Here is a 24,331-nt window from a genome sequence, read left to right on the forward strand (position 1 = left end):
GGCCCGCATCCTAGGCAGGAGGCGTCAGAGCGTCGCCGCGAGGCGCGTGCCCTGGTCGATCGCCCGCTTCGCGTCCAGTTCCGCCGCCACATCGGCCCCGCCGATCAGGTGCACCGGCCGGCCCGCGGCGCTCAGCTCCTCGTACAGCCCGCGCCGCGGCTCCTGCCCGGTGCACAGCACGACCGTGTCGACGGACATGACCCGACTCGCCCCGTCGACACTCACGTGCAGGCCCTCGTCGTCGATCCGCTCGTACGTCACCCCGGCCGTCATCGTCACCCCGCGGTGCTTGAGCTCCGTACGGTGGATCCACCCCGTCGTCTTGCCGAGACCCGCGCCGACCTTGCTCGTCCTGCGCTGGAGAAGGTGAACGGTACGCGGCGGCTTCGGGCGCTCGGGGGCAGTCAGGCCGCCCGGGGCGCTGTAGTCCGTGTCGACGCCCCACTGCCGGAAGTACGTCCCCGCGTCCAGGCTCGCGCCCTCGCCGCCGTCCGTCAGGAACTCCGCGACGTCGAATCCGATGCCGCCCGCTCCGATCACCGCAACACGCTCGCCGACCGGCGCGCCGTCGCGCAGGACGTCGAGGTAGCTGACGACGCTCGGGTGGTCGACGCCCGGGATCTCAGGGGTCCGTGGCGTGACCCCGGTGGCGACGACGATCTCGTCGTACGCGGCCGATGAGAGGTCCTCGGCGGTGACGCGGGCGCCGAGACGCACCTCGACGCCGTGCAGTTCGAGCTGCGTACGGAAGTAGCGCAGCGTCTCGTTGAACTCCTCCTTGCCCGGGATCCGCTTGGCGATGTTCAGCTGCCCGCCGATCTCGTCCGCCGCGTCGAAGAGCGTGACCTCGTGTCCGCGCTCGGCGGCCGAGACCGCGCAGGCGAGCCCGGCAGGCCCCGCGCCGACCACCGCGACTCGCTTGCGCAGCCGGGTCGGGGAGAGGACCAGCTCGGTCTCGTGGCAGGCGCGCGGGTTGACCAGGCAGGAGGTGATCTTCCCGCTGAAGGTGTGGTCCAGGCAGGCCTGGTTGCAGCCGATGCAGGTGTTGATGGTCTGCGCGCGGTCCGCCTTCGCCTTGGCGACGAAGTCCGGGTCGGCGAGGAAGGGGCGGGCCAGCGACACCATGTCCGCGCTCCCCTCGGCGAGCAACTGCTCGGCCATCTCGGGAGTGTTGATGCGGTTGCTGGTCACCAGCGGCACGGACACGGACCCCATCAGCTTCTTCGTCACCCACGTGTACGCGCCGCGCGGCACCGACGTGACGATGGTGGGGATACGGGCCTCGTGCCAGCCGATCCCGGTGTTGATGATCGTCGCCCCGGCCGCCTCGATTTCCTTTGCGAGCGTGATCACCTCCTCCAGCGAGGAGCCGCCGGGCACCAGGTCCAGCATGGACAACCGGTAGATCAGGATGAAGTCCGGGCCGAGCCGCCCGCGCGTGCGGCGGACGATCTCCAGCGGGAGCCGCATCCGGTTCTCGTACGAGCCGCCCCAGCGGTCGGTGCGTTGGTTTGTGGCGCTCGCGATGAACTCGTTGATGAAGTAGCCCTCGGAGCCCATGATCTCGACGCCGTCGTAGCCGGCGGACTTCGCCAGCTGCGCTGCCCGTACGAAGTCCTCGATGGTCTCCTCGACCTCGGCGTCGGTCAGGGCATGCGGTACGAACGGGCTGATGGGGGCCTGGATGGCGCTCGGCGCGACGAGGTCCGCGTGGTACGCGTACCGGCCGAAGTGCAGGATCTGCATCGCGATCCGGCCGCCCTCGGCGTGCACGGCGGCGGTGACGGTCCGATGGCCTTCCGCCTCGGCCTCGGTAGTGAGCTTGGCACCGCCCTCGTACGGACGGCCCCGGTCGTTGGGGGCGATGCCGCCCGTGACGATGAGGCCGACACCGCCGCGGGCGCGCGTGGCGTAGAAGGCGGCCATCCGCTCGAAGCCGCGCTCCGCCTCTTCGAGGCCGACGTGCATGGAGCCCATGAGCACCCGGTTGGGCAGGGTGGTGAACCCGAGGTCGAGCGGGCTCAGCAGATGCGGGTACGGGGTCGGGCTCATCGGGGCGCCTCCTCGCGCAGGGGTCGACAGCCCAGTTGTAGCCGCCCCAAAGCCATTATGCAACAAAGTGCAAAACCTTTCCCCCGGCCACTGCCGCCCACCCGTCCGACAAGTGTGCTAATCAGTCGTACGGGTGATATTGGCCCTTCGCTCAGGTAGCGCGCCCTTAGCGTGCCCGTGTGGCGGTATGGGAGCAGTTCAGCGCACTGGGGGTCGCGGCGATTCTCGGCTCGCAGGGGGTCGGGGCGCCGGTCTCCGTAACGGTGTTGTCCGTATCGGTGTCGGTTAACTTCGGGGACTGCCCGCCGACTCCGGCACCGGCCCCGACACCGACACCGCCGCCTACGCAGCCCGTGCCGCCGGATCCCGCGCCGCCCAGCACTCCGGCGCCGCCTCCCACACCGCCGCCCTCCACACCTCCCGCCTCTCCTACGTCTCCCACGCCGGCCGCGCCACCTGCCGAGCGGCCCCCGCCGCCGCAGGACGCCCCGGAGCCCCCTCCTGAGAAGGCCCCCGAGACGGCCCCCGCACCCATCGCCGGTACGGGACCCGAGCGGCGCCACGTCGTCGCCGTACGCAACTACCGCCGTGCGACCGGGAAGCCGGAGGACACCGGGACTCCCCTCGTGGTCCTGATGCTGGTCACCACCACCCCGGCCGTGCTCGCCGCGGCGCTGCTGCGGCCCCGCTCACGGTCCGCCGGGCGCGGCCGCGCCTGATCCACACCCTCTCCCCCACACCCCATTCGGAGAACCCTCATGTCGGAATGGCTGGTCCTGGCCGTCGCGATGGCCGCCGCCTGTGCCGTCGTCCTCGTCATCACCCTGCTCAGGCAGTACCGGCTGAACAGGGCCGGGGCGGCCGAGGACGACGACGCTCCCGAGACCCCCGACGTCCTCGAATACATGACGATGATGGTCGGCGTCGTGTACGCGATCGTGCTCGGCCTGGCCATCGCCGGTGTCTGGGAGGCGCGGGGGGCCGCGCAGGACGACGTACGCCGCGAGGCACAGGCGCTGCACGAGGTCACCCAGCGAGCCGCGGTCTACCCGGCCGGCGTCCAGGAGCAGCTCCGTACGGACATCGACCGTTACGTCTCCCACGTCGTCCACCAGGAGTGGCCGAGGATGATCGACCACAACGAGCTGTCCGGGCGGGGAGCGGAACTGCTCGGCGCCGTACGCGCGCGCATCGCACACCGGGCGCCGGCCAACGAGCTCGAGACGCAGGCGTACCAGCCCATGCTCGACCAGGTCGCCGTCGCCGACGACGCGCGCAACGCACGGGCGCAGAACGCCGGGGAGACGCTGCCGGGAGTCGTGTGGTTCGGCCTGATCACCGGGGCACTGGTGACGGTCGGCCTGATCTTCACGCTGCAGATCGGCCGCACCCCCAGGGAGCTGTTGCTGGCCGGTCTTTTCAGCGCCCTGATCGCCTTTCTGCTCTTCCTGGTCTGGGACTTCGACGCGCCCTTCGGGCGGTCGGGCACGGACTCCGCTGACGCCTTCCGCCAGCTGTTCGCGAGCGCCGCGGGACCGAGCTGAGGCCTACTTCGGCGCGTGCTCGCCGACATAGAAGAGCAGCCACACAAAACCGGCGAAGAGGTGGGTGGCGAAGACATACACGAAGACGCGCAGCATCACGCCGCGCTCCTTCCAGCTCTCGCTCTCGCTCACGACAGGCCTCCAGCCGGTCCGTACGTGCGTCAGTGGTCGGTCCCCCGCACCACAGGGTACGAGGAGCCGGAATAGGGGGGCCGGGGTCGCCGTTATAGGGTTTCGTTCAAGATTCAACCAAACGGATCCCTGCTCGAGAGGTGGCCATCCATGCAGTTCGGCATTTTCACGGTCGGCGATGTGACCGCCGATCCGACGACGGGCCGTACGCCGAGCGAGCACGAGCGGATCAAAGCGACAGTCGCCATCGCGCTCAAGGCCGAGGAGGTCGGGCTCGACGTCTTCGCGACCGGCGAGCACCACAACCCGCCCTTTGTCCCGTCGTCCCCGACGACGCTCCTCGGGCACATCGCGGCGCGCACCGAGAACCTGATCCTGTCCACCTCGACCACACTGATCACCACCAACGACCCGGTGAAGATCGCCGAGGACTACGCCGTCCTGCAGCACCTGGCCGACGGCCGCGTCGACCTGATGATGGGCCGCGGCAACACCGGGCCGGTCTACCCCTGGTTCGGCAAGGACATCCGCCACGGCATCCCGCTCGCCATCGAGAACTACGCCCTGCTGCACAAGCTGTGGCGCGAGGACGTCGTGGACTGGGAGGGCAGGTTCCGCACCCCGCTTCAGAGCTTCACCGCCACGCCGCGGCCGCTGGACGGCGTACCGCCGTTCGTCTGGCACGGATCCATCCGCTCCACCGAGATCGCCGAACAGGCCGCGTACTACGGCGACGGCTTCTTCCACAACAACATCTGCTGGCCCATGTCACACACCAAGAGGATGGTCGACCTCTACCGCAAGCGCTACGCCCACTACGGCCACGGCACGCCCGAGCAGGCCATCGTCGGCCTCGGCGGGCAGGTGTTCATGCGCAAGAACTCCCAGGACGCGGTTGCGGAGTTCCGGCCCTACTTCGACAATGCGCCTGTCTACGGACACGGCCCCTCCCTGGAGGACTTCACCGAGCAGACCCCGCTGACCGTCGGCTCCCCGCAGGAGGTAATCGAGCGCACCCTCGGTTTCCGCGAGGCCGTCGGCGACTACCAGCGCCAGCTCTTCCTGATGGACCACGCGGGACTGCCCCTGAAGACCGTGCTGGAGCAGCTCGACATCCTCGGTGAGGAAGTCGTGCCCGTCCTGCGCAAGGAGTTCGCCAGCCTGCGGCCGGTCGGCGTGCCTGAGACCGCCCCGCTGCACCCCGCTCACGCCGCCCGTACGAAGGAGGCATGACCATGCAGACGCTGAAGCTGGTGGCCGTATCGGCCGGGCTGAGCGTGCCGTCGTCGACCCGGCTGCTGGCCGACCGACTGGCTCAGGCCGTACGCAGCCGGCTCGTCGAGGTGGCCGACGCCGACACGGACGTGCAGGTACAGGTCGTCGAGCTGCGCGAGCTCGCCGTGCCGATCGCCAACCATCTGGTGACCGGGTTCCCGGCGCCGGCGCTCGGCGAGGCGATCGATGCGGTGACCGAGGCGGACGGCCTGATCGCGGTCACGCCGGTCTTCACGGCCTCGTACAGCGGGCTGTTCAAGTCGTTCTTCGACCTGATCGAGCCCGACGCGCTCACCGGGAAGCCGGTGCTGATCGCGGCGACGGGCGGCACGGCCCGGCACTCGCTGGTACTGGAGCACGCGCTGCGTCCGCTCTTCGCGTATCTGCGGGCGCTGGTCGTACCGACGGCGGTGTACGCGGCGTCGGAGGACTGGGGCGGCAGTGGTGACGCGCTCACCGACACGCTGCCGGTCCGGATCGAGCGCGCGGGCGGCGAGCTCGCGAGGCTGATGACCGGCGGGGACGTCAGGGCGGGCGGCCTGGTGCCCGCAGCCCGTATCGCCTAGGTCGCACGTCGCACACAGGCCCGGTCCCGCTCCGGATGTCCGTTGTCAGTGCCGCCTCTTATGGTTCTCGGCATGACCCCTGCACTCATCGGGCGCGACCACCCCGCAGGCGTCCTCCGGGTGGAGATCGGCCGGGCGACGGACAGCCACGGGGACCTGGTGCTGGTCACGGGCGAGGCCGGCATCGGCAAGACATCGCTCGTCACCGACGCCGCCGACGAGGCGCGGCGGCGCGGTGCGCTGGTGCTCGGCGGGTCCTGCTGGGACTCGGAGAGCGCGCCCGGGTACTGGCCCTGCCGGCGGCTCTGACGCTCACGGAGACGGTCGAGGCAGACGGCGAGGAGCGTCCCCGGACCAGCCGGGGACGCCCTGACCGCTCAGCCGCACCCACCGCTCACTTGCGGTTGTAGAGCCGCATCGTCACCGAGCCGAAGACCAGCGCCAGCAGCCCGGCCCACCCCAGCGACCAGGCGATGTCGGCCATCGGCCAGTTGCCCTCCATCAACTCCCTCACCGCCGTGGCGACATGGGTCACCGGGCTGTTGTTGACGAAGGCCTGCAGCCAGCCCGGCATGGTCTTCGGGTCGACGAAGACATTGCTCAGGAAGGTCAGCGGGAAGATCACCATCATGCTGACGCCCATCACCGACTTCTCGGTGCGCAGCAGCAGGCCGAACATCGTCCAGATCCAGGAGAAGGCGAACGAGAAGACCATCAGCAGCGCGACTCCGAGGACCACGCCCAGCGGCCCGCCGTGCGGGCGGTAGCCGATGATCATGCCGACGGCCAGCATCACCAGAGAGGCGATGAAGTAGCGGACCACATCGCCGAGCAGATAGCCGACCATCGGCGCCGGCCGCCAGATCGGCAGCGTACGGAACCGGTCGAAGACGCCCTTGGTGATGTCGGTGTTGACCGCGACGCCCGTGTACATCGTGATCATCACGACGCTCATGGTGAGGATGCCGGGGAGCAGGAACTGGATGTACGCCGAGACCGAGCCGGCCAGCGCCCCTCCGAAGAGGTACGTGTACATCAGCACCATCATGATCGGGAACGCCGTCACATCGAAGAGCTGCTCCGGCACATGCTTGATCTTGAGCATGGCCCGCCAGCCGAAGGTGAAGGATGCGGAGAGCGCGCTGGGCCGTGGTGGGCGGTCCTTGCTCACCAGCAGCGCCGCGAGATCCTCCGCCTTGGGCGCTTCGAGGACGAGATCGTCGATGTCCTTGGTGGACTTGGTGCTGGTCGCGGTGCTCATGCCGCAGTCCCCTTCTTGTCGGTCAGGGCGAGGAAGACCTCGTCCAGGCTGGGCTGGCCCAGCGCGAAGTTGTCCACAGTGATTCCGGAGCGGGCCAGCTCGGCCAGCGCCCGCGCGGCCTGCGCGGCCGCGCCCTGCTCGGTGCCATGGCCATTGACCCGGGCGGTGAGCGCGACCGGATCGGGATCCAGCTGCACCTCGGCGCCGAGCGCGGCCCCGAGCACCCGCTCGGCCTCCGGCCGCTGGCCGGGATCGCGCAGCCGCAGATGGACGGCGCCGGAACCGACCGAGGCCTTCAGCTCGCCCTTGGTGCCCTCCGCGATCACCTTGCCGTGGTCGATCACGGCGATACGGGACGCGAGATGGTCTGCCTCGTCCAGATACTGCGTGGTCAGCAGCACCGTCGTGCCCTGCGCGACGACCGCGCGCACGATGTCCCAGACCTGGTTGCGGCTGCGCGGGTCGAGCCCGGTGGTCGGCTCGTCCAGAAAGAGCAGATCCGGGGTGTTGAGGATGGACGCGGCGATGTCGATACGGCGCCGCATGCCGCCCGAGTAGTTCTTGACCTGCTTCTCGGCCGCCTCGGAGAGCCCGAAGGCGTCCAGCAGTTGCGCGGCACGCTCCCGCGCCGCCGGTTTGGAGTGGCCGAGCAGTCGGCCGAGCAGCACCAGGTTCTCGGCGCCGGTGAGGTCCTCGTCCACCGAGGCGTACTGACCGGTGAGGCTGACCCTGCTGCGGACTGCGTCGGCATCCTTCTGCACGTCCTTGCCGAAGACCCGGGCCTGGCCGCCGTCCGGCCGCAGCAGGGTGGCGAGCATCCGTACCGTGGTCGTCTTTCCGGCGCCGTTCGGGCCGAGGACGCCGTAGACCGTGCCCGCGGGCACGCTGAGATCGACGCCGTCGACGGCCCGGTTGTCACCGAAGACTTTCACCAGGCCCGTGGTCTCGATTGCCAGATCTGTACTCATCGTCAGTTCCTTCTGATCCTTCTGGGAGCTCTGCCGGACGGTCCAGGGGGTTGACTCGGGTCGTCGGGTGAAGTCATCGGCGGGGCCTCGGGTCCGGGGAGCTCCAGGACCAAAGGCCCTAGGAGACGTACGGGCGGGCGGCGCGGGCCTCCCGCAGCGCCAGGCCCCACCAGCCCAGCTGATCGAGCATCAGCCCCGCCGCGCGGTCCCGGCCCTCGGGCGCCTCGTCGAGGAGGTTGATGCTCACGACATTGCGCAGGGTCACGGTGTGCAGCCCGGTGAAGACCGAGCGCAGCTGCTCGACTGCGTACAGCCCGCCGGAGTCCCCGCATGGGGCGCCTCCCTCGGCCGGTCTCCGGCCCGCACCCAGGGGGCGCGAGACGGCGGCGCGCGGCCGCCGGATCAGATCTGGCGGCCGAGCGAAGAGGAGTCCGGCAGCCCTATTCCCTGCTGTGGAAGACGTAGAACGCGGAGACGAACATCGCCCCGGCGAGGATCAACCCGATACCCGACGACTTGAGCACGCTCTCCCCGCTCTGGCTGTACAGATAGCCCATGGCCCCGCCGAACAGCGTTGCGTACGCGGCGGCCCGGACCTCATACGGCAGCGCATGCTGGATCCGGCCCAGCGCGAAGGCGAGAGCCGCGACGATGACGCCGCAGACGACCCCGAAAAGGACGTCGCCCCAGTTGACGTCCCGGCCGGTGCGGCGGAGGAACCCCGCGTAGAAGCCGTAGACCACGCCCAAGGTGACGGGCACCACCCAGGCGCGAGAACCGTGGTGCCGTACGGGCACCGCTGCATGTGCGGCCATGGCGGAGAGCTCCTTCCCTCGTCCCCCTTTTCGTCCCCTCCCCCGAATTTCCCCGCTTTCCCGCGCCCTCCCCCGCGTCCCCTTTCAGGGCACACCCGCACCCGCCGCCGGGCAAGTCGGAACACCGCTCATTCAGGGCACGCCCGGTCGGCGGAGCACCGGTCGCGCCCGGCCCGCGGCACACGTTCCCTTGAGGAGTGCGGAGCTTCCTCTCAGCGGTGTCGGCGGTGCTGATCGTCCTCGTGGCCCTCCTGACGCCACTGAGCGCGCTCGCGGTCTGGGCCGACCGGGAGATCGGCGACACGAACGCCTACGTCGCCACGACGGCGCCGCTCGCGTCGGACCCCGCGGTGCAGAACGCGGTCGCCGTACGGATCACCGCCGAGGTCATGCAGAAGATCGACGCCGGTCCTTTCGACGTCGGTCCTTTCCAGGAGGACGTACGGAGTCTGCTGTACGAGGCGGTGATCTCCTTCTCCGGCACCGACTCCTACAAGACCGCGTGGAACACCGTCAACGGAGCCGCCCACACCGCGGTCGAGCAGGCGCTGACCAGCGACAGCGGCGATTCGGTCAGCATCGATCTGGCACCCGTGATCGAGCAGGTGAAACAGCAGCTCAGCGCGGACGGACTGCCGTTCGCGGACCAGATTCCGGTCGGGCGGACCCGGATCACGATCCTGGATTCCGACAAGCTCGGCGTCGCACGCGAGATCTTCGACGGCCTGCAGATCGCGGGGGTGTGGCTGCCGATCGCGACCTTGCTGCTGGCGGCGGCCGCGGTGCTCCTGGCCGTCCGCGGAGGCCGCGCCCTCATCGGCCTCGGCATCGCGCTCGCGGTGGGCGGTGTGCTGCTCCACATCGCGGTCACGCTCGGCCGCGGCCTCGCCCTCGACGACCTTCCCGGGGACGTGGACCGCCCGGCGGCGAGCGCGGTGTACGACGCCCTGACGGCGACGCTGCGCACGACGGCCTGGTGGGTGCTGGGGGCGGGCCTTGCCCTGGCGGCGATCGCGTGGCCGGCGCAGCGGCGGGGGCGGCCTGATCGGGGGAGCTCCTCCCCTCCACCCCGCCTCGACGTCACCGCAAAGGACCGACCCTTTCTTCGCTGAACTGGGCGAACTCGTACGCGTCGTGCGACGAGAAGATCCGGATCAGCCTCGGGTCCGCCCGGCGCAGTTCCTGCAGCCGTTCCAGCTGCATCAGCCGCTCGCCGTGGTTGTCCGCCACCAGGCGCTGGTGGAGCGCCACCGGGCGGGGGCAGCGGGAGCGGCGCAGATCCATTTCGCCGTGGAAGAAGTACGCGTCGCCCGCGTGCAGCAGCCAGCGGTCCGGCTGTTGGACGGCCACCGCGCAGTGACCGCGGGTGTGGCCCGGCAGGGGAACCAGCAGGATGTCGGGGGAGCGCAGGATCCGGGCCGCGGCGAAGCCGTGCCAGTCGGAGTCCGCTGTGTCGTGGACGATCCAGCGCGGGCCGTGGGCCCACTGCGCGGTGACATAGCGGCCGGCGTCGAGGCGAGTGTCGCGGCGCATCGCCGCGCGGTACTCGTCGGCCATCACATGGACCCGCGCGTCCGGGAAGTCGGCCAGACCGCCCGCGTGGTCCTGGTCGAGGTGGGTCAGCACGATGTCCTGGACGTCGTAGGGGTCGTAACCCAGCGCCCGGATCTGATGGACCGCAGTACGGGACAGATCCAGCGTCGGCCTCATGGTCCGCCGGAAGAACGCCCCGAGCCGCCGCGGGTCCCCGACGTCGGCGGTGCCCAGGCCCGTGTCGACGAGGACGAGGCCGCTGCCCGTGACCACCAGCAGGCAGTGGGCGACCAGCGGGGCGCCGCCGACCGGGTGCATCGGGGCGCAGTCGAGATGGTGAACAGTGGGCACAGACATGCCTGACTCCGCTTACGCGGGGAGGGGGAGGAACGGCGCGAGGCCGAACTGGGCGAGGATGGCCGCGGTGTCGTCCGCGTGCCGCGGCAAGACCAGCTCATCGCGCTGGTCGGTCAAGGCGGTGGTGCGGGTCGCCTCGTAGTACGCGGCGGGCCCGTCGAAGACCTGGCCTGTGGCGACGATTTCGTACCGGCGTTGGCCGAAGGTCTTCGGGGGTGTCGTCGAACTCGTACTGGCGTTGGCCGAAGGTCTTCGGGGGTGTCGTCGAACTCGTGCCGGTTCTCGCCCGCCATGTACTCGAGGACGAGAGCCTCGCGCGCTTCCTTCGTCATCGTCCGGGCCCTCCAGGCCAGTAAGTCCCGTACTTACGCCGTGAGCAGGCGAAGTACGCGACCGAGGGAAGCACCTAGGCTGTAAGCCGTCAAGGAATATGACAGGAGTCCGCGAAACCCCCCCAGGAGCACCCCGATGTCTGACGAAGGGTCCCGTCAACACCCCACGGAGCGCGGCACATTGGCCCAATGACCGACCTCCTGCGAGCCGTCGCCGAGCGGGCCGGCATCCCGTGAACCGCTGTCCCACGAGCGGATCGACGCAACAGACTCACCGAGACTGACGTCCTCATCACCGACGGACATCTGACAGACATCCAGCGACATCCCGCGGCTCGGAGGCCGGTATGGACAGCGCCATCTCGACGGCGGCACCGGCCGCCGCGCAGGACGCCCCCTTCCGCCGGTCCGGCGGCCGCCGCGCCGCCGCCTGGCTGGCCGGCCTGCTGCTCATCGTGCCCAGCGTGGTCGCCGCCTGCCGGGCCGGGGACACCGACGGCATCACGCCCGTCCCCCAGCTGCTCGCGTTCCTGCCCTGGCTGCTGCTGCCCGCCGGGGCCGCCCTGCTGCTGGCCCTCCTCGCGCGGTGGCGCACCGGCACGGTCTGGGCCCTCGCCGTGCTGGCCGTCACCGGGTGGTTCGTCAGACCGTACGACACAGGGCTCACCGAAGATCCGCCCGGCCCGGTCGTCGCCCGCCTCGAAGTGCTCACATCGAACGTCGAGTTCGGCAACGCCACCAAGGGGCTGCTCGCCACCATCCGCCGCGAGCAGCCCGACCTGGTCTTCGTCCAGGAATGCGACCACACCTGCTCGAACGCGCTCGCGGCGGAGATCTCCCGCGCCGACTACCCGTACCGCAATGTCGTCGAGGGCTACTCGGCCTCCGGCTCGGCCATCATCAGCAAGCACCGGCTGGGCCCGGCCCCGGAGATCGACGCCACGCTCGCGATGCCGGGCTCGGTCGCCATGGTCGGCGACCGCCCGGTGAATCTGCAGCTCGCGCACCCCCTGCCGCCCATCCCCAACGGGGTGGACGACTGGCAGCGGGAACTCGGCCTGGTGCGTACGTACGCCGCCGGAACCAAGGGGCGACCGGCCGTCCTCGCCGGAGACTTCAACGCCACCCAGGACCACGCCGCCTTCCGCCGGCTGCTCGACGCGGGCCATCTGCGCGACAGCGCCACCCTCGCGGGCGCGGCCCGCACCCCCTCCTGGCCGGCCATGGTCCGCCGACCGCTGGGCGCCCAGATCGACCACGTCCTGATCAGCGCGGACTTCTCGGTGCGCAGGGCACGCTTCCTGGATCTGGCGGACACCGACCACCGGTCGCTGCTGGTCGAACTGGAACTGCACGACGTGCGCTGAAGGCCCGCCCGGGTAAGAGTGGGGTCGAGGTGGCCAGAGCAGGGGGGCCGTCCATCAGGAGGCATTCCGGATGCGCGCTGTCGCGGTCAGGGCGTTCAGGGCCGAGCCCGAGCTGATCGAGGTCCCCAAACCGGAGCCCCGCGAGGGCGAGGTGCTGGTGAAGGTCGAGTACGCGGCGCTCAACCCATTCGACTGGCGGGCCGCCGACGGACTGCTCGAAGGCCGGGTCCCACATGTGTTTCCGCTGGTCATGGGCTCGGACTTCGCGGGCAAGGTGGATGTGGTCGGCCCCGGCGAGAACCGCTTCCGGGTGGGCGACCCGGTCTTCGGCCAGGCCGGCCGGCCGCCGGTCGGCACCGGCACCGGCACGTACGCCGAGTACGTGACGATGCCGCAGGACGCGGCGATCGCGTTCGTGCCCGACGGCCTGCCGCTGAAGACGGCGGCCCTGCTGCCGACGGCCGGGATGAGCGCCGCGCAAGTCCTGGACGCGGCGGGCGTACGCGCCGGCCACTCGCTGCTGGTCATCGGCGCGGCGGGCGGCGTCGGCAGCTATCTGACCCAACTGGCAGCCGACCGCGGCAGCCACGTCCTGGCGGCGGTGCGCGGCGACGAAGAGCACCGGATGTCCGCGCTCGGGGCGGCCGTCACCCTCGACACCACGACGCGCGATCTGCACTCCGCGGTACGGGACGCCTGCCCGGACGGCGTCGACGCCCTGGTCGACCTGGTCTCGCCCGACCCGGACTCCTTCACCGCGAACGCCACCCTGGTACGGCCCGGCGGCCGCGCCCTCACCACCCGCTCCGCGGCGGACCCGGCGCGGCTCCCCACTGGGGTCGAGGGCGTTGACTTCCATCTCAAGGCCTCGTCCGCCCTGCTGGACATCCTGGCCGAGGCGGCCGCGGACGGCTCCCTCAATGCCCCGGTGGACGCCGAATACCCGCTGGAGAAGGCGCCGGACGCGCTCGCGCAGAACCGGGTGGGCGGGGCGCGCGGCAAGACGGTCTTCGTACTCTGAATTCGTACGCCGCGTTCGCACGCGGGTTCGTACGCCGCGTTCGTACTCCGAGAGGAGGTGTCATGGACAACGATCAGATACTCGGCAGCATCAACGATCTCGTCGCCGAGGAACGCGCCCTGCGGGAGCGGTCTTCCCAGCAGCACGGCCTCGACTCCGACGAACTCGCGCGGCTGCGCGACCTCGAGGTCCGGCTCGACCAGTGCTGGGACCTGCTGCGCCGGAGGCGCGCCAAGGCTGAGTTCGGAGAGGACCCGGACACGGCGAGGGTGCAGCCCGCCGACGAAGTGGAGGGCTACCTCGGCTGACCGCCCCGCCCTGACGTCCCGCAGGGGAGTTGCGCCGGAGGGCGACTTCGAGGTCTTTTGATGACCATGGGCGACGACGCGGGCGGGACTTCCTCCGGATCAGGGACAAGAGCGGGACGGCTGTCCCCGCCCGAGTGGCTGCTCAAGGGCCTGCGTCCGCAGACCGCGCCCGTCCCGTGGGCGGCCTGTGCCCGCGCCGCCGTCGCGCTCGCCGCACCGCTCGCGGTCGGGCTCGCCGCCGGGCAGCCCGTGTACGGGGCGCTCGTGTCGATGGGCGCGCTGTCGGGCGTCATCGGCGACACCGCCGACGCGTACCGCATGCGGATCTTCAATATCGCGGTCCCACAGCTCTTCGGCGCGGTCGGCGTCACGCTCGGCACGCTCGTGTACGGGGAGGGCTGGCTCGCGGTCGCCGCGCTGACCCTCGTCGCGCTGGTCTCCGGGATGATCTCGTCGATCGGCGCGGTGGCCTCCGTGGGCGGGCTGCTGCTACTGCTCAACGCGGTGGTGGCCGCGGGGCTGCCGATGCCGGGGCCGTGGTGGAAGGCGCCGCTGCTGCTCACGCTCGGCGGGCTGTTCGTCCTCGTACTGACGCTGCTGGCCTGGCCGATGCGGGGGCGGACAGCGGAGCGGACCGCGGTCGCCGAGACGTATCGCAGTGTCGCCGATCTGCTGGGGGCCGGGGGCACGGCGGCGTACGACGACAAACGCCAGGCCGTCACGGAGTCCCTCAACACCTCCTACGACCTGATCCTCGCCAGGCGGGCCCGCGACCACGGGCGGCGCAGCCCGCTCGTACGGCTGCTCTCGCAGCTCAATGCGCTCATCCCGCTCGTCGAGGCGGCCGCGGCCGCGCATCTGCACGGGCGGGCCTCGCGGCGGCCCGAAATCGCCGCGGCCGTACGGGACTTGGCCGACGCGGTCGACCGGGGCGGCCGCGGCGATGCACCCGACCTGGTGCTGCCGGAGCCGGAGGGTCCCGCCGACCGCGCCGTCGACACCGCACTGCGGCACGCCGCCGTCGTCGTGCACAAAGCCGACCCCGACCCCTACAACGTCGACGACCGGCTCGGCCGGCCCGCGGCACTGAGCATCCGGGCCCGGCGCGCAGCCCGCAGCGTGCTGCTCTCCGAGCCCTCCTGGCGCTACGGGCTGCGGCTCGCCCTCTGCATCGGCCTCGCGCAGGCACTTGTGTCGCTGGTGCCGGTGTCGCGCTCGTACTGGGTCGCGCTCACCGTCACCTTCGTCCTCAAGCCGGACTTCGGCTCGGTCTTCTCCCGCGCGGTGCTGCGGGCGCTGGGCACGGCGGCGGGACTGGTCGTCGCGGCGGCGGTGCTCGCGCAGGTGCCGCGCGGCTGGTGGGACGTGCCGGTGATGATGCTCCTCGCGGCGCTCATCCCCGCGTTCTCCGCGAAGGGGTACGCCTTCCAGACTGCGGCGATCACCCCGGTGATCCTGCTGCTCTCCGACATCCTCAACCACCAGGGCTTCGACCTGGTCCTGCCGCGACTCGTGGACAGCCTCATCGGCTGCGCGATCGCGCTGGTCGCGGGCTATCTGCTCTGGCCGGAGAGCTGGCACACCCGGATCGGCGACCGATTGGCGACGGCGGTGGAGGACGCGGCGCGCTACGTGGAGTGGGCGTTCGGCACCGAGGCGGAGGACCAGGGGGAGCGGGTGCGCAGGCGGCGCCGGATATACCGCGACCTGTCGTCGGTCCGGTCGGAGTTCCAGCGAGCCCTGACCGAACCGCCGCCGACGGGGGCGCGGGCGAAGGCCTGGTGGCCGCTGGTCGTAGCCGTCGAGCGCATCGTGGACGCGACGACGGCGGCGAGGGTCCGGGTCAACCACGGCGCGGAGCCGCCGACACGGGCGGAGGTGGCGGCGGTCGAGCAGCAGCTGCACGAGCTGGCGGAGGGGCTCAGGGCGAGCGAGGTGCTGGTGGAGGTACGGGCGGAGCTGGCGGGGGACGAGGAGGGGGTGCTGGGGGCGCTGCGCCAGGAGGTAAAGGCGGCGAGGGCGATCGCGTCACCGGAACGACCGGGGTGAGCGGCCCCCGCCGCTTCCCGGCTGCGCCGGGCAACACCGCGACCCACACCGCGGACCCGCCTCACCGCGCCTCCGGCAAACCCCCCTGCAGCTTCTCCAGCTCCCGCCTGTCCCTCTTCGTCGGGCGGCCCGCGCCCCGTTCCCGGACCGCCACCGGGGCCGTGAACTCCCTCGGCGGAGGCGGCGGGCTGTTGTCCACGTAGCACTGGGTCGCCACCGGCGGGCCCACCCGTTTGCGGACGATCTTCGAGACGACCACCAGGCGTTCACGACCCGCGTGGAACACCCGCACCTGGTCCCCCGCCCGCAGCGTGTGCGCCGGCTTGACCCGTTCGCCATTCACGCGGACATGTCCGGCCCGGCAGGCCGACGCCGCCTGGGAGCGGGTTTTTGTGAGCCGGACCGACCAGATCCATGCGTCGACCCGTACGGTCCCCTCGTCCGAAACCTCTGCAGCCATACCCCGACTCTACGATTCATTCGGCCCGCGCCGCAGACCCAAAGCAGTCCCGGGCGCCGCGACCGGGTGGGGGCAGCCCCACCCCCTCACGCCGTCGGCGTTCATCCGACTACGATGCGCACGTTCTCTCTTCACGGAGGCCTTCACTCCGCAGCGGGCGTTCGTCTCTGAGATACCGACATATGTCGTGCGGCACAAGGGCATTCAGCACCAGGGCGTTCGGAGAATCCCATGCGCAACAGCTCCGGCAGAGGGCTACAGCCCAATGTCCTCGGCACGTTCGACACCATCGTGATGGCAATCGCGGGCAGCGCTCCCGCCTATTCCATCGCGGCCACCACCGCCGTACTCGTCGCGTCCGTCGGCCTCGCCGGACCCGCCGCCCTGCTCTACTGCGCCATACCCATGCTCGGCATCGTCCTGGCCTACAGCAGGCTCGGCCGGATCGATGTCAGCGCGGGCGCCGGCTACTCCTGGGTGGGCCGCACCCTCCATCCCTTCCTCGGCTTTCTGTCCGGCTGGGCGCTGGTGGTCTCCGCGACGATCTTCATGGTGGCCGGTTCGCTGCCGGCCGGTGCCATGACGCTCGCGCTCTTCGACCCCGCGCTCGCCGAGAACACCTTCCTCGCGACGGCCGTCGGCGCCGCCTGGTTCGTGATGATGCTGATAGTCGTACTCGGCGGGGCGCGGCTGACCGTACGAGCACAACTCCTCATGTCCGGCGTCGAGCTGCTGATCCTGCTGTTCTTCATCCTCGCCGCGCTGCTGCACAACGGAGCCGCCGCCGCCTTCGACTGGTCCTGGTTCGGCTTCTCGCACTTCGACGGACCGGCAGAATTCGCCTCCGGCGCGCTGGTCGCCGCGTTCTACTACTGGGGCTGGGACGTCACCAGCAACCTCAGCGAGGAGACCCGCGACAGCCGCCGCACCGCCGGCCTCGCCGCGCTCGTCGGCGTCGGCGTCGTCTTCCTCCTCTTCGAGGCCTTCACCATCGCGGTGAACGTGCTCCTGAAAGCCGACGACATCAAGGCAGGCGGCGCCAACGTCCTCGGCCTTCTCGGCGATACGATCTGGCCCGGCGTCGGCGGGAAACTGCTGGTCGTGGCGGTGCTGCTGTCCACCGTCGCCACCTTGGAGACCACTCTGATCCAGGTCACGCGGTCGCTGTTCGCGATGGGCCGGGACCGTACGATGCCCGCCGCGCTCGGCACCGTGCACCGCCGGTGGAACACCCCGTGGGTCGCGGTCGCCGTCGTCGGCGCGGTGGCGCTCGTAATGTTCGTCGCCTCCACCGCGCTTGGCTCGGTCGGCAATGTGCTGTCGGCCGCGGTCTCCGCCATGGGCCTGCAGATCGCGTTCTACTACGGGCTCGCGGGCATCGCCGCGGTCGTCGCGTACCGCAAAATGCTGCTCACGTCCGTACGCGACTTCGTCCTCGGCGGCGTGTGGCCGCTGCTCGGGGCAGTGTTCATGCTCTGGATCCTCATCGAGGCGCTGAGCGAGCTGAGCGCGGCCTCGATCGCGATCGGCATCGGCGGTCTTGCCGCCGGTCTGGTGCCGATGATCCGTTACTGGCGGCAGGGGAGTTCGTACTACCGTCCTGCCCGGCTGGAGGCGACGCGCGCCGTCGCCGCCGAGGAGCAGTACGCCAACTCCGCGTCGCAGCATCCGGATTACGCCGACAAGTCGCTGGCCACGGACTTCTGAGAGGAAGTGCCGCAGATGGCCGCCGCTCGCCGCCGTTTCGTACCGGACTTCGATCCCGCCCTCGGGGACCGGCCGCTCGCCGACGCCGTCCACGACATCGTCATCGGCCGCTGGCAGGGTGTACGGGATCTACTGCGCGCCACCGGCGACGACTGGCCGCTGCGCACCCACCGGCTGCGGCTGCTCGCGCACGCGGCGGCGGGCTCGTCGGCGGTGGAGACCTGGCGGGCGGCGGAGCCGGACAACCCGGACGCGGCCGTGCTGCGGGCGGCGACGGAGGTCGTACGGATCTTCCACCAGGCGATCGAGGCGGGCCGCGGGGTCGGGCTCGACGAGGCCCGGCTCGATGTGGCGGTGATGGCCTGCCTGAGCGCGGCCGACGCGCGGCCGGCCGACCCGATGCCGTGGGTGTCGCTGCTGACAGTGGCGCGGCTGTACGAGACGGGGATTTCGCGGCGCGAACTGCGCTCCTGGTTCGACGAGTTGCGCCACCGCGACCCGTTCAACATCGAGGGCCATGTGCAGCTGCTGCGCTACTACTCGGCGCGCTGGCACGGTACGCACGGCAGGATGTACGACTTCGCCCGCGACGCGGCAGGCGCGGCACCGCCCGGGTCGCCGCTGCCTGTGCTGGTGCAGATCGCGCGGGTGGAGGAGTACCGCTATGCCACCGAGGGCGTGCTGGGCCGGGCGCCGGTACGGGACTTCGGGCGGCACTGGCACCACGAGCTGGCGGTGACCGAGGTGCAGCGCACCTGGGAGCGCTGGATCGGCGGCCGGGCCGGGGGCCCCGCCGTCCCGGAGGAGATCGGCGAGCTCAACTATTTGGCGCACGCGGCCTGCTACGCGGGCCTGAGCGAGGAGGCCCGGCTGCTGTTCGAGCTGCTGGGGACGCGGGCGTCCCGTGTCCCGTGGTCGTACACGGGCGACGCGACGGAGGAATTCACGAGGTGGCGCGCACACGTACGCGCCACCCCGTGAAGTTACGACTTACACGCCGATGTCGCGGCCGTCCTTGCGCCAGACGGAGACGACCGACGGACGGACGATCTTGCCCGCTCCGTCCGGCCACGCGCTCGCGGGCTTCTCGACGGACGCGCCGTCGAGCTCGCCCGGGTGCTGGACCGCGACGAGAACGCGGCGGTCCTGGATGATCGGGCCGCAGGTCTCGGCGCCGGTCGGGACGGTCAGGAACTGCTTGAGCTCACCGCGCTGCTCGCCCTGGGTCGCGACGCCGAACAGGCCGTCGTGGGAGCCGAGCTGGTTGCCGTCCGTGGAGATCCACAGGTTGCCGTACGGGTCGAAGGCGACGTTGTCCGGGCAGGAGATCGGGCTGACCTTCTCCTTCGGGAAGCCCGCGAAGTATGTCGCCGGATCGTTCGGGTCGCCCGCGACCAGGAAGAGCCGCCAGGCGAAGCCGTCACCGGCCGGGTCGTCCCAGTTTTCGGCGAGCTCCAGGATCTGGCCGTGCTTGTTGAGGTTGCGCGGGTTGGCCTCGTCCGCACCGGCCTTGCCGGGCTTGCCGCGGTCGGTGTTGTTGGTCAGCGCGACGTAGACGCGGCCGGTGCGCGGGGACGGCTCGACGTCCTCGGGACGGTCCATCTTGGTGGCGCCCACCTTGTCGCCGGCGAGGCGGGTGAAGATGTACACCTCTTCGGCGGACATGCCGGGGACGAACGACTTGTCGCCGCTGGCGAGCGGGATCCAGACGCCGCTGCCGTCGAACTCGCCGTCGTTCGGGAGCTTGCCGCTGCCGTCGAACTCGCTCGCCGGGCTGTCGCCGGTGAGCTTGGCGACGTAGAGCGTGCCCTCGTCGAGGAGCGTGCGGTTGTGCTCGCGGGCGGCTCGGCTGTCGCCCTGCTTCATCTGCTTCGACGAGACGAACTTGTAGAAGTAGTCGAAGCGCTCGTCGTCGCCCATGTAGACGACGGGGCGGCCGTCGTCGGTCAGGCGGGGCTGCGCTGCCTCGTGCTTGAAACGGCCGAGCGCGGTGCGCTTGCGCGGCGTGAACTCCGGGTCGTACGGGTCGAGCTCGACGACCCAGCCGAAGCGGTGGACCTCGTTGGGCTCCTGCTTCAGGTCGAAGCGCTTGTCGAAACGCTCCCACTTGCGCTCGGTCGCGCCGGTGCCGATGCCGTAGCGCTTGTCGGTGTCGCTGGAGGCATTGGCGAAGTACTGGTTGAAGTTCTCCTCGCCATGGAGCGTGGTGCCCCAGGGGGTGGTGCCGCCGGCGCAGTTGTTGAGCGTGCCGAGGACCTTGGTACCGGTCGGGTCGACGCTCGTACGCAGCAGGGCGCTGCCCGCGGCCGGGCCGGTGACCTTGAACTCGCTGGTCGCGGTGAGGCGGCGGTTGAGCGGGTGCCGGTTGACCGGGGTGAGCTTGCCGCTGCGGTTCTCCTCCTGGACCACGACAACGGACAGGCCGTGTGCGGCCCAGGCGATCTCGACCTGCTCGCGGGTCGGGTTGGCCGCGTCGTAGCCGCGGAACATCAGGACTTCGTCCGTGTACTCGTGGTTGGCGACGAGGACCTGCCGCCCCTCCTCACCGCGGAGGGGGAGCAGGGAGAGGAAGTCGTTGTTGTAACCGAACTGACCCGCCTGCGCCTTGGCGGTCTGCTTGTCGGCGTCGAAGGCGGGGGCGCCGCGGAGGATCGGGTCGCCCCACCGGATGACGACGTTCTGGGAGTAGCCGTCGGGGATGGTGACCTTGTCGTCCGTGTTGGGCGCGACGGCGGCGAAGCGGAGCCCACGGGCGCCGTCGGTCTTGCCGGGCGTGTTTCCCTTACCGTCCGTGGTCGCGGGCGCGGCGACGGCCTGGTTGCCGCTCTGGCCGATGACGGCACCGCCTGCGGCGGCGGCGACGGTCACGACGGCGGCGGTGCGCATCATCGATCTTCTCGAGAGCGCACCGGCTATGACGTCGCCGACGTACTCGTTGTCACTGGTGTTGGGCACTTCATGGAAGCAGGCGTCGCCGCAGCGATACCGGCAGGTGAGAGCGGAACGTCCGCCCGCATGGGTGTTCGAGTTCAACAGCGGCAGCAGTTTGCGCACTTCGTCCTCCTGCGGCGCAGCCTGCGCCGACATGGTGTCGGAATATCTCCAGCCGCGACGTTAAGGGCGTACATGTGCAATGCGGCAGCCGTGAAGTGAACGGGGGATGAATCCGGCGCGGCCGGGGCGGGGTTGACAACGAGGGCCTGCCCCTCCCCGGGTAAGAGCCCGGTGGCCGGTAACCTTACGTGTCCGCCCTGGCCAGGACACCCTGTGGACGCCCGGCCCAAGTGTGGACATTCACGCACTCACTCATGCGAAAGGCCTGGCCATGGGCATTCGGAGCTTGCTGCGCAAGGTGTTTGGACACGACCCATCGGAGCTCAACGAGTCGGCGGCAGCCTCCGTCCCGCCCCAGACCGAACGCTCGGACCCGCCCACAGCAACGGTCCCGGCCCCGTCCCCGGCGGAACGGGCGGCGGCGGACCTGGTCTCGGCGGCTTTCGACAACCCGACCCCGAGGGTCAGCGGCGCGTCGGTCCCGGCACAGGCGTCGCCGGACAAGGTGCCGGCGAGCCCGTCGGAGGCGGAGACCGCGGAGCCGTTGAGCGAGGCGGGCGAGCCCGTGGCCGAGGAGGCCGCCGCGGCATCCGCCGAGCCGGAGGACACCGAGCCCGTGGCCCCCGCCGAGGCGCAGGTCGCCCAGACGGAGGACACCGAGCCCGCGGCCGCCGAGGCGTCCTCGAACGCCACGGCCGAGGACACCGAGCCCGCCGCGGCGGAGCCGGAAGAGGAGACTGCGGCCCCCGAGCCTGAGGCCACCCCGGCCGCTGAGACCGGCACCGCGCCCGAGCCGGAGGCTGTTCCGGCGGAGCCGGAGAACGAGGCGGGCGAGCCCGTGGCCGAGGAGGCCGCCGCGGCTCCCGCCGAGCCGGTTGCCGAGCTGGAGGACACCGAGCCCGTGGCCCCCGCCGAGGCGCAGGTCGCCCAGGCGGAGGACACCGAGCCCGCGGCCCCCGCCGAGGCGCAGGTCGCCCAGGCGGAGGACACCGAGCCCGCGGCCGCCGAGGCGTCCTCGAACGCCACGGCCGAGGACACCGAGCCCGCCGCGGCGGAGCCGGAAGAGGAGACTGCGGCCCCCGGGCCGGAGGCCACCCCGGCCGCTGAGACCGGCACCGCGCCCGAGCCGGAGGCCGACGCTCCCGCCGAAGCGCAGACCGAGGTCCCTGCCGGTGCCGCGGCGAACGCCGAAGCCGAGGAGAGCGCCCCGGCTCCCGCCGCCGAGGCGGAGCCCGACGCATCCGCCACCGAGCCGGCAGCCGACGCCACGCCCCAGCCCGTCACGGCCGCGCTCGTCGAGCCGGAAGCCGACGCCACGCCCGAGCCGGAGGCACATGTACCCGCCGCCGAGCCGGAAGCCGACACCACGCCCGAGCCCGTCGCCGCAGCGGCCACCCAGCCGGAGGCCGACGCACTCGCCACCGAGCCGGAAGCCGACACCACGCCCGAGCCCGTCGCCGCAGCGGCCACCCAGCCGGAAGCCGACGCACTCGCCGCCGAGCCGGAAGCCGACACCACGCCCGAGCCCGTCGCCGCAGCGGTCGTCGAGGTCGAGCCGAAGGCAGACGCAGACGCCGTCGCCGACATCCCGCACCATCTCGCCCCCCACTACGCCGCAGCCGGCGCCGCCCTCGACAAGCGCGGGCTCACCGGAGCCGAGGCGCGTGTCTACCTCGTGCTCGACCGGTCGGGGTCCATGCGGGGCTACTACAAGGACGGCAGCGCCCAGCACCTCGGCGAGCAGGCCCTCGCGCTCGCAGCACATCTGAACGACGACGCCACCGTCAACGTCGTCTTCTTCTCCACCGAGATCGACGGCACCGGCGAGCTAACCCTCCCCGCCCACCAGGGACGCATCGACGAGCTCCACAACTCCCTCGGCCGCATGGGGCGTACGAACTACCACCTCGCCGTCGAAGAGGTCCTCGCCCTGCACGCCAAGGCCGACGCCGACGCACCCGCGTTCGTGATCTTCCAGACCGATGGTGCGCCCGAGTCCAAGACCGCCGCCACCGCCGCCCTCGCCGCGGCCTCCGCCAAGTCGGCACGGGTCTTCTGGCAGTTCGTCGCGTTCGGCGAGCACGACGCGAAGGCCTTCGACTACCTCCGCAAGCTCACCGCCGGCGACGCCACGGGCAACACCGGCTTCTTCCACGCCGGCCCCACCCCCCGCGAGGTCCCCGACGCCGAGCTGTACGAGGGGTTGCTCGCCCGCTGGCAGAACTAAGTCACCGGCAGCGTCACGGTGACGGCCGGCCCCCGCCCTCAGGACCCGGATCGGCCGTCACCGTGACGCCGTGGGCGTCAGCGATCGAGCGGACGATCGAAAGACCTCCACCCCCGCCCCGCCGAAGCCACACCCGGCCGCAGCCTTCACCTCGTAGCGCGCCGCCTCCTCCGCCACGACCTCCCCCAGGTCGACTGGCCCCAACTCTCCCTTCTCCTTATGGACGACATCTCACGGGGCACGGGGAAAGACCATGACCGCTGATTTCACAACGGACGAGAGCGACGGCTGGGTGGCCCGGCGGAGCGCAAGCGGGACGCCGATGTGCTGGACGAGCTCGGCGGGATGTGGGAAACACTCGGCCGGTACCCCGAGGCGATCTCCGCGGTGCGGGAGTCCGCAGCGCTGAGACGGGACCTCATGGCCCGGCCCCCGGGCACATCGACGGTCGCCGCACAGAAGGCGGAACTCGCGGACACGCTGCTGCTGCTCGCGTACTGCTACCTGCGGGCCGGGGCGGACGTGGCCGAGCGAGTGGTGCTCCGCGAGACCCTGCCCCTGCTCCGTGAGGGACGGACCGGCGATCCCGCGGCGGACAGCACGTGCCCGATGTCTGACGGATCTCGGCAGGTCCTACGCCCAGGCGGGGGCGCCCGCACGGGGGATCGGGCTGCTGGCCGAAGCCGTGGTGGAGTGGCGACGCGCGCAGGACCAGGTCCAGCTGATCGGCGCCCTCAGATCGCTGCGCGACGCCCAGCGCGACGCGGGCGACCACCGAGACGCGGTGCGCACCGCGGAGCTGGTGGATGAGGAGAGCCACCCCGGCGGGAGCGAGGCGTCCGGCATGGCCCACGCCCAGGATCTGCTCAACCTGGCCCATATGTATGCCCTGACGGGGCGGTACGCATCCGCCAGGCGCCGCGTGACGGAGGGTATGGCCCTGTGCCGTTCGGCGGCGGACGACGACCCCGGGGAGCGGCAGAGTCTGGCCTGGGGACTCCTGCTGCAGGCCAGGACCCTCGGTCTGTGCGGCCGGCGCGGTGGCCTCCGGGACATCTCGGCGGCGCTCCCCGTGGCGCGGGAGGCACTGGAGCCGTACACCCGGCTGTCCCGCTCCGCCCCCGAGCTGGTCCGCACCCGCCCGCGAGGCGGCCGACACCTGCGCCCAGCTGCTGACCCGCCTCGGCCGGGGTGGCCGAGGCCCGCCTGACGCGTCGCCTGCACGGCGCCTGAGACCTTAAGGGAGCTGTCTGTGCCCGAGGAAGACATGACCGCCGAACCCAGCGTCATCGAGGAGGAACAA

The 24,331-nt window shown here is 71.1% G+C and carries 21 protein-coding genes and 3 pseudogenes; 14 read left to right on the forward strand and 10 right to left on the reverse strand.

From position 1 onward, the window contains the following. Positions 1 to 24 precede the first annotated feature (24 nt). On the reverse strand, positions 25 to 2,052 hold the full coding sequence (locus ACWDO5_RS09280; protein ID WP_450529712.1) for an FAD-dependent oxidoreductase: 2,028 nt from the start codon (positions 2,050 to 2,052) through the stop codon (positions 25 to 27). Between the two features lie 179 nt (positions 2,053 to 2,231). Here ACWDO5_RS09280 and ACWDO5_RS09285 point away from each other — a divergent pair, with 179 nt between their 5' ends. Both ACWDO5_RS09285 and ACWDO5_RS09290 read left to right on the forward strand, forming a co-directional pair. Then, on the forward strand, positions 2,232 to 2,771 hold the full coding sequence (locus tag ACWDO5_RS09285) for a hypothetical protein (RefSeq protein WP_450529713.1): 540 nt from the start codon (positions 2,232 to 2,234) through the stop codon (positions 2,769 to 2,771). Positions 2,772 to 2,810: 39 nt separating this feature from the next. Next, positions 2,811 to 3,596: a bestrophin-like domain gene (locus ACWDO5_RS09290; protein WP_450529714.1), complete on the forward strand. Its 786-nt coding sequence runs from the start codon at positions 2,811 to 2,813 to the stop codon at positions 3,594 to 3,596. A gap of 3 nt (positions 3,597 to 3,599) precedes the next feature. On the opposite strand, the gene ACWDO5_RS09295 is transcribed toward ACWDO5_RS09290, so the two are convergent. Next, a complete protein-coding gene (locus ACWDO5_RS09295) occupies positions 3,600 to 3,728 on the reverse strand; it encodes a DUF6126 family protein (RefSeq protein WP_450529715.1) in 129 nt (42 codons plus the stop codon). A gap of 150 nt (positions 3,729 to 3,878) precedes the next feature. Between ACWDO5_RS09295 and ACWDO5_RS09300 the strand changes: the two genes are divergently transcribed. From ACWDO5_RS09300 to ACWDO5_RS09310, 3 genes and pseudogenes are all read left to right on the forward strand, one after another. Further along, complete coding sequence (locus ACWDO5_RS09300) at positions 3,879 to 4,961, forward strand: LLM class flavin-dependent oxidoreductase (protein WP_450529716.1); 1,083 nt, start codon at positions 3,879 to 3,881, stop codon at positions 4,959 to 4,961. After that, the gene (locus ACWDO5_RS09305; protein ID WP_450529717.1) at positions 4,958 to 5,569 is read left to right on the forward strand and encodes an FMN reductase; all 612 of its coding nucleotides are present in this window, start codon (positions 4,958 to 4,960) and stop codon (positions 5,567 to 5,569) included. Before ACWDO5_RS09300 ends, ACWDO5_RS09305 begins: the two co-directional genes overlap by 4 nt. A gap of 72 nt (positions 5,570 to 5,641) precedes the next feature. Further along, a pseudogene (locus tag ACWDO5_RS09310) lies at positions 5,642 to 5,863 on the forward strand (AAA family ATPase); the annotation flags it as partial. A gap of 100 nt (positions 5,864 to 5,963) precedes the next feature. On the opposite strand, the gene ACWDO5_RS09315 reads toward ACWDO5_RS09310, so the two are convergent. From ACWDO5_RS09315 to ACWDO5_RS09330, 4 genes and pseudogenes are all read right to left on the reverse strand, one after another. Further along, positions 5,964 to 6,830: an ABC transporter permease gene (locus ACWDO5_RS09315; protein ID WP_450529718.1), complete on the reverse strand. Its 867-nt coding sequence runs from the start codon at positions 6,828 to 6,830 to the stop codon at positions 5,964 to 5,966. Next, entirely contained in the window at positions 6,827 to 7,798 is a 972-nt protein-coding gene (locus ACWDO5_RS09320; protein WP_450529719.1) for an ATP-binding cassette domain-containing protein, read from the reverse strand. The genes ACWDO5_RS09315 and ACWDO5_RS09320 overlap by 4 nt, the downstream gene beginning before the upstream one ends. A gap of 118 nt (positions 7,799 to 7,916) precedes the next feature. Beyond that, positions 7,917 to 8,120 (reverse strand): annotated as a pseudogene (locus tag ACWDO5_RS09325) (NADPH-dependent oxidoreductase); the annotation flags it as partial. A 118-nt stretch (positions 8,121 to 8,238) separates the two neighbouring features. Further along, a complete protein-coding gene (locus tag ACWDO5_RS09330; protein ID WP_450529720.1) occupies positions 8,239 to 8,613 on the reverse strand; it encodes a hypothetical protein in 375 nt (124 codons plus the stop codon). Between the two features lie 197 nt (positions 8,614 to 8,810). On the opposite strand from ACWDO5_RS09330, the gene ACWDO5_RS09335 reads away from it, so the two are divergent. After that, positions 8,811 to 9,725 carry a hypothetical protein gene (locus ACWDO5_RS09335; RefSeq protein ID WP_450529721.1) on the forward strand — a complete coding sequence of 305 codons (915 nt, stop codon included), beginning with the start codon at positions 8,811 to 8,813 and terminating at the stop codon, positions 9,723 to 9,725. On the opposite strand, the gene ACWDO5_RS09340 is transcribed toward ACWDO5_RS09335, so the two are convergent. After that, positions 9,694 to 10,503: an MBL fold metallo-hydrolase gene (locus tag ACWDO5_RS09340; RefSeq protein WP_450529722.1), complete on the reverse strand. Its 810-nt coding sequence runs from the start codon at positions 10,501 to 10,503 to the stop codon at positions 9,694 to 9,696. The genes ACWDO5_RS09335 and ACWDO5_RS09340 overlap by 32 nt on opposite strands. Before the next feature lie 679 nt (positions 10,504 to 11,182). Here ACWDO5_RS09340 and ACWDO5_RS09345 point away from each other — a divergent pair. From ACWDO5_RS09345 to ACWDO5_RS09360, 4 genes are all read left to right on the forward strand, one after another. Continuing rightward, a complete protein-coding gene (locus ACWDO5_RS09345; protein WP_450529723.1) occupies positions 11,183 to 12,202 on the forward strand; it encodes an endonuclease/exonuclease/phosphatase family protein in 1,020 nt (339 codons plus the stop codon). Between the two features lie 70 nt (positions 12,203 to 12,272). Beyond that, positions 12,273 to 13,223: an NADP-dependent oxidoreductase gene (locus ACWDO5_RS09350; RefSeq protein ID WP_450529724.1), complete on the forward strand. Its 951-nt coding sequence runs from the start codon at positions 12,273 to 12,275 to the stop codon at positions 13,221 to 13,223. A 62-nt stretch (positions 13,224 to 13,285) separates the two neighbouring features. Then, positions 13,286 to 13,531 (forward strand): DUF2630 family protein, encoded by a 246-nt coding sequence (locus tag ACWDO5_RS09355; protein WP_450529725.1) that lies wholly within the window; start codon positions 13,286 to 13,288, stop codon positions 13,529 to 13,531. Between the two features lie 60 nt (positions 13,532 to 13,591). Continuing rightward, a complete protein-coding gene (locus ACWDO5_RS09360) occupies positions 13,592 to 15,580 on the forward strand; it encodes an FUSC family protein (protein WP_450529726.1) in 1,989 nt (662 codons plus the stop codon). A gap of 61 nt (positions 15,581 to 15,641) precedes the next feature. Here the strand turns inward: ACWDO5_RS09360 and ACWDO5_RS09365 are convergent, their stop codons facing one another. After that, entirely contained in the window at positions 15,642 to 16,040 is a 399-nt protein-coding gene (locus tag ACWDO5_RS09365) for an RNA-binding S4 domain-containing protein (protein ID WP_450529727.1), read from the reverse strand. Positions 16,041 to 16,271: 231 nt separating this feature from the next. On the opposite strand from ACWDO5_RS09365, the gene ACWDO5_RS09370 reads away from it, so the two are divergent. After that, a complete protein-coding gene (locus ACWDO5_RS09370) occupies positions 16,272 to 17,747 on the forward strand; it encodes an APC family permease (RefSeq protein ID WP_450529728.1) in 1,476 nt (491 codons plus the stop codon). Between the two features lie 15 nt (positions 17,748 to 17,762). Then, a complete protein-coding gene (locus ACWDO5_RS09375) occupies positions 17,763 to 18,728 on the forward strand; it encodes a hypothetical protein (RefSeq protein ID WP_450529729.1) in 966 nt (321 codons plus the stop codon). Between the two features lie 9 nt (positions 18,729 to 18,737). On the opposite strand, the gene ACWDO5_RS09380 is transcribed toward ACWDO5_RS09375, so the two are convergent. Beyond that, positions 18,738 to 20,801 (reverse strand): PhoX family protein, encoded by a 2,064-nt coding sequence (locus ACWDO5_RS09380; protein ID WP_450529751.1) that lies wholly within the window; start codon positions 20,799 to 20,801, stop codon positions 18,738 to 18,740. Between the two features lie 271 nt (positions 20,802 to 21,072). Here ACWDO5_RS09380 and ACWDO5_RS09385 point away from each other — a divergent pair, with 271 nt between their 5' ends. Further along, entirely contained in the window at positions 21,073 to 23,028 is a 1,956-nt protein-coding gene (locus ACWDO5_RS09385; RefSeq protein ID WP_450529730.1) for a VWA domain-containing protein, read from the forward strand. On the opposite strand, the pseudogene ACWDO5_RS09390 reads toward ACWDO5_RS09385, so the two are convergent. Continuing rightward, positions 23,025 to 23,182, reverse strand: a pseudogene (locus ACWDO5_RS09390) (two-component sensor histidine kinase); the annotation flags it as partial. The gene ACWDO5_RS09385 and the pseudogene ACWDO5_RS09390 sit on opposite strands and share 4 nt — an antisense overlap. Positions 23,183 to 23,593: 411 nt before the next feature. On the opposite strand from ACWDO5_RS09390, the gene ACWDO5_RS09395 reads away from it, so the two are divergent. Next, positions 23,594 to 24,238: a hypothetical protein gene (locus ACWDO5_RS09395; RefSeq protein ID WP_450529731.1), complete on the forward strand. Its 645-nt coding sequence runs from the start codon at positions 23,594 to 23,596 to the stop codon at positions 24,236 to 24,238. Positions 24,239 to 24,331 lie beyond the last annotated feature (93 nt).

Source organism: Streptomyces sp. NPDC000880 (genome assembly GCF_053599675.1).

Coding starts and splice junctions, on each gene's coding strand:
- ACWDO5_RS09385 (WP_450529730.1), top strand. CDS start 21,073: ATGGGCATTCGGAGCTTGCTGCGCAAGGTGTTTGGACACGACCCATCG.
- ACWDO5_RS09350 (WP_450529724.1), top strand. CDS start 12,273: ATGCGCGCTGTCGCGGTCAGGGCGTTCAGGGCCGAGCCCGAGCTGATC.
- ACWDO5_RS09340 (WP_450529722.1), bottom strand. CDS start 10,503: ATGTCTGTGCCCACTGTTCACCATCTCGACTGCGCCCCGATGCACCCG.
- ACWDO5_RS09320 (WP_450529719.1), bottom strand. CDS start 7,798: ATGAGTACAGATCTGGCAATCGAGACCACGGGCCTGGTGAAAGTCTTC.
- ACWDO5_RS09290 (WP_450529714.1), top strand. CDS start 2,811: ATGTCGGAATGGCTGGTCCTGGCCGTCGCGATGGCCGCCGCCTGTGCC.
- ACWDO5_RS09370 (WP_450529728.1), top strand. CDS start 16,272: ATGCGCAACAGCTCCGGCAGAGGGCTACAGCCCAATGTCCTCGGCACG.
- ACWDO5_RS09300 (WP_450529716.1), top strand. CDS start 3,879: ATGCAGTTCGGCATTTTCACGGTCGGCGATGTGACCGCCGATCCGACG.
- ACWDO5_RS09345 (WP_450529723.1), top strand. CDS start 11,183: ATGGACAGCGCCATCTCGACGGCGGCACCGGCCGCCGCGCAGGACGCC.
- ACWDO5_RS09330 (WP_450529720.1), bottom strand. CDS start 8,613: ATGGCCGCACATGCAGCGGTGCCCGTACGGCACCACGGTTCTCGCGCC.
- ACWDO5_RS09375 (WP_450529729.1), top strand. CDS start 17,763: ATGGCCGCCGCTCGCCGCCGTTTCGTACCGGACTTCGATCCCGCCCTC.
- ACWDO5_RS09305 (WP_450529717.1), top strand. CDS start 4,958: ATGACCATGCAGACGCTGAAGCTGGTGGCCGTATCGGCCGGGCTGAGC.
- ACWDO5_RS09365 (WP_450529727.1), bottom strand. CDS start 16,040: ATGGCTGCAGAGGTTTCGGACGAGGGGACCGTACGGGTCGACGCATGG.
- ACWDO5_RS09280 (WP_450529712.1), bottom strand. CDS start 2,052: ATGAGCCCGACCCCGTACCCGCATCTGCTGAGCCCGCTCGACCTCGGG.
- ACWDO5_RS09355 (WP_450529725.1), top strand. CDS start 13,286: ATGGACAACGATCAGATACTCGGCAGCATCAACGATCTCGTCGCCGAG.
- ACWDO5_RS09360 (WP_450529726.1), top strand. CDS start 13,592: ATGACCATGGGCGACGACGCGGGCGGGACTTCCTCCGGATCAGGGACA.
- ACWDO5_RS09315 (WP_450529718.1), bottom strand. CDS start 6,830: ATGAGCACCGCGACCAGCACCAAGTCCACCAAGGACATCGACGATCTC.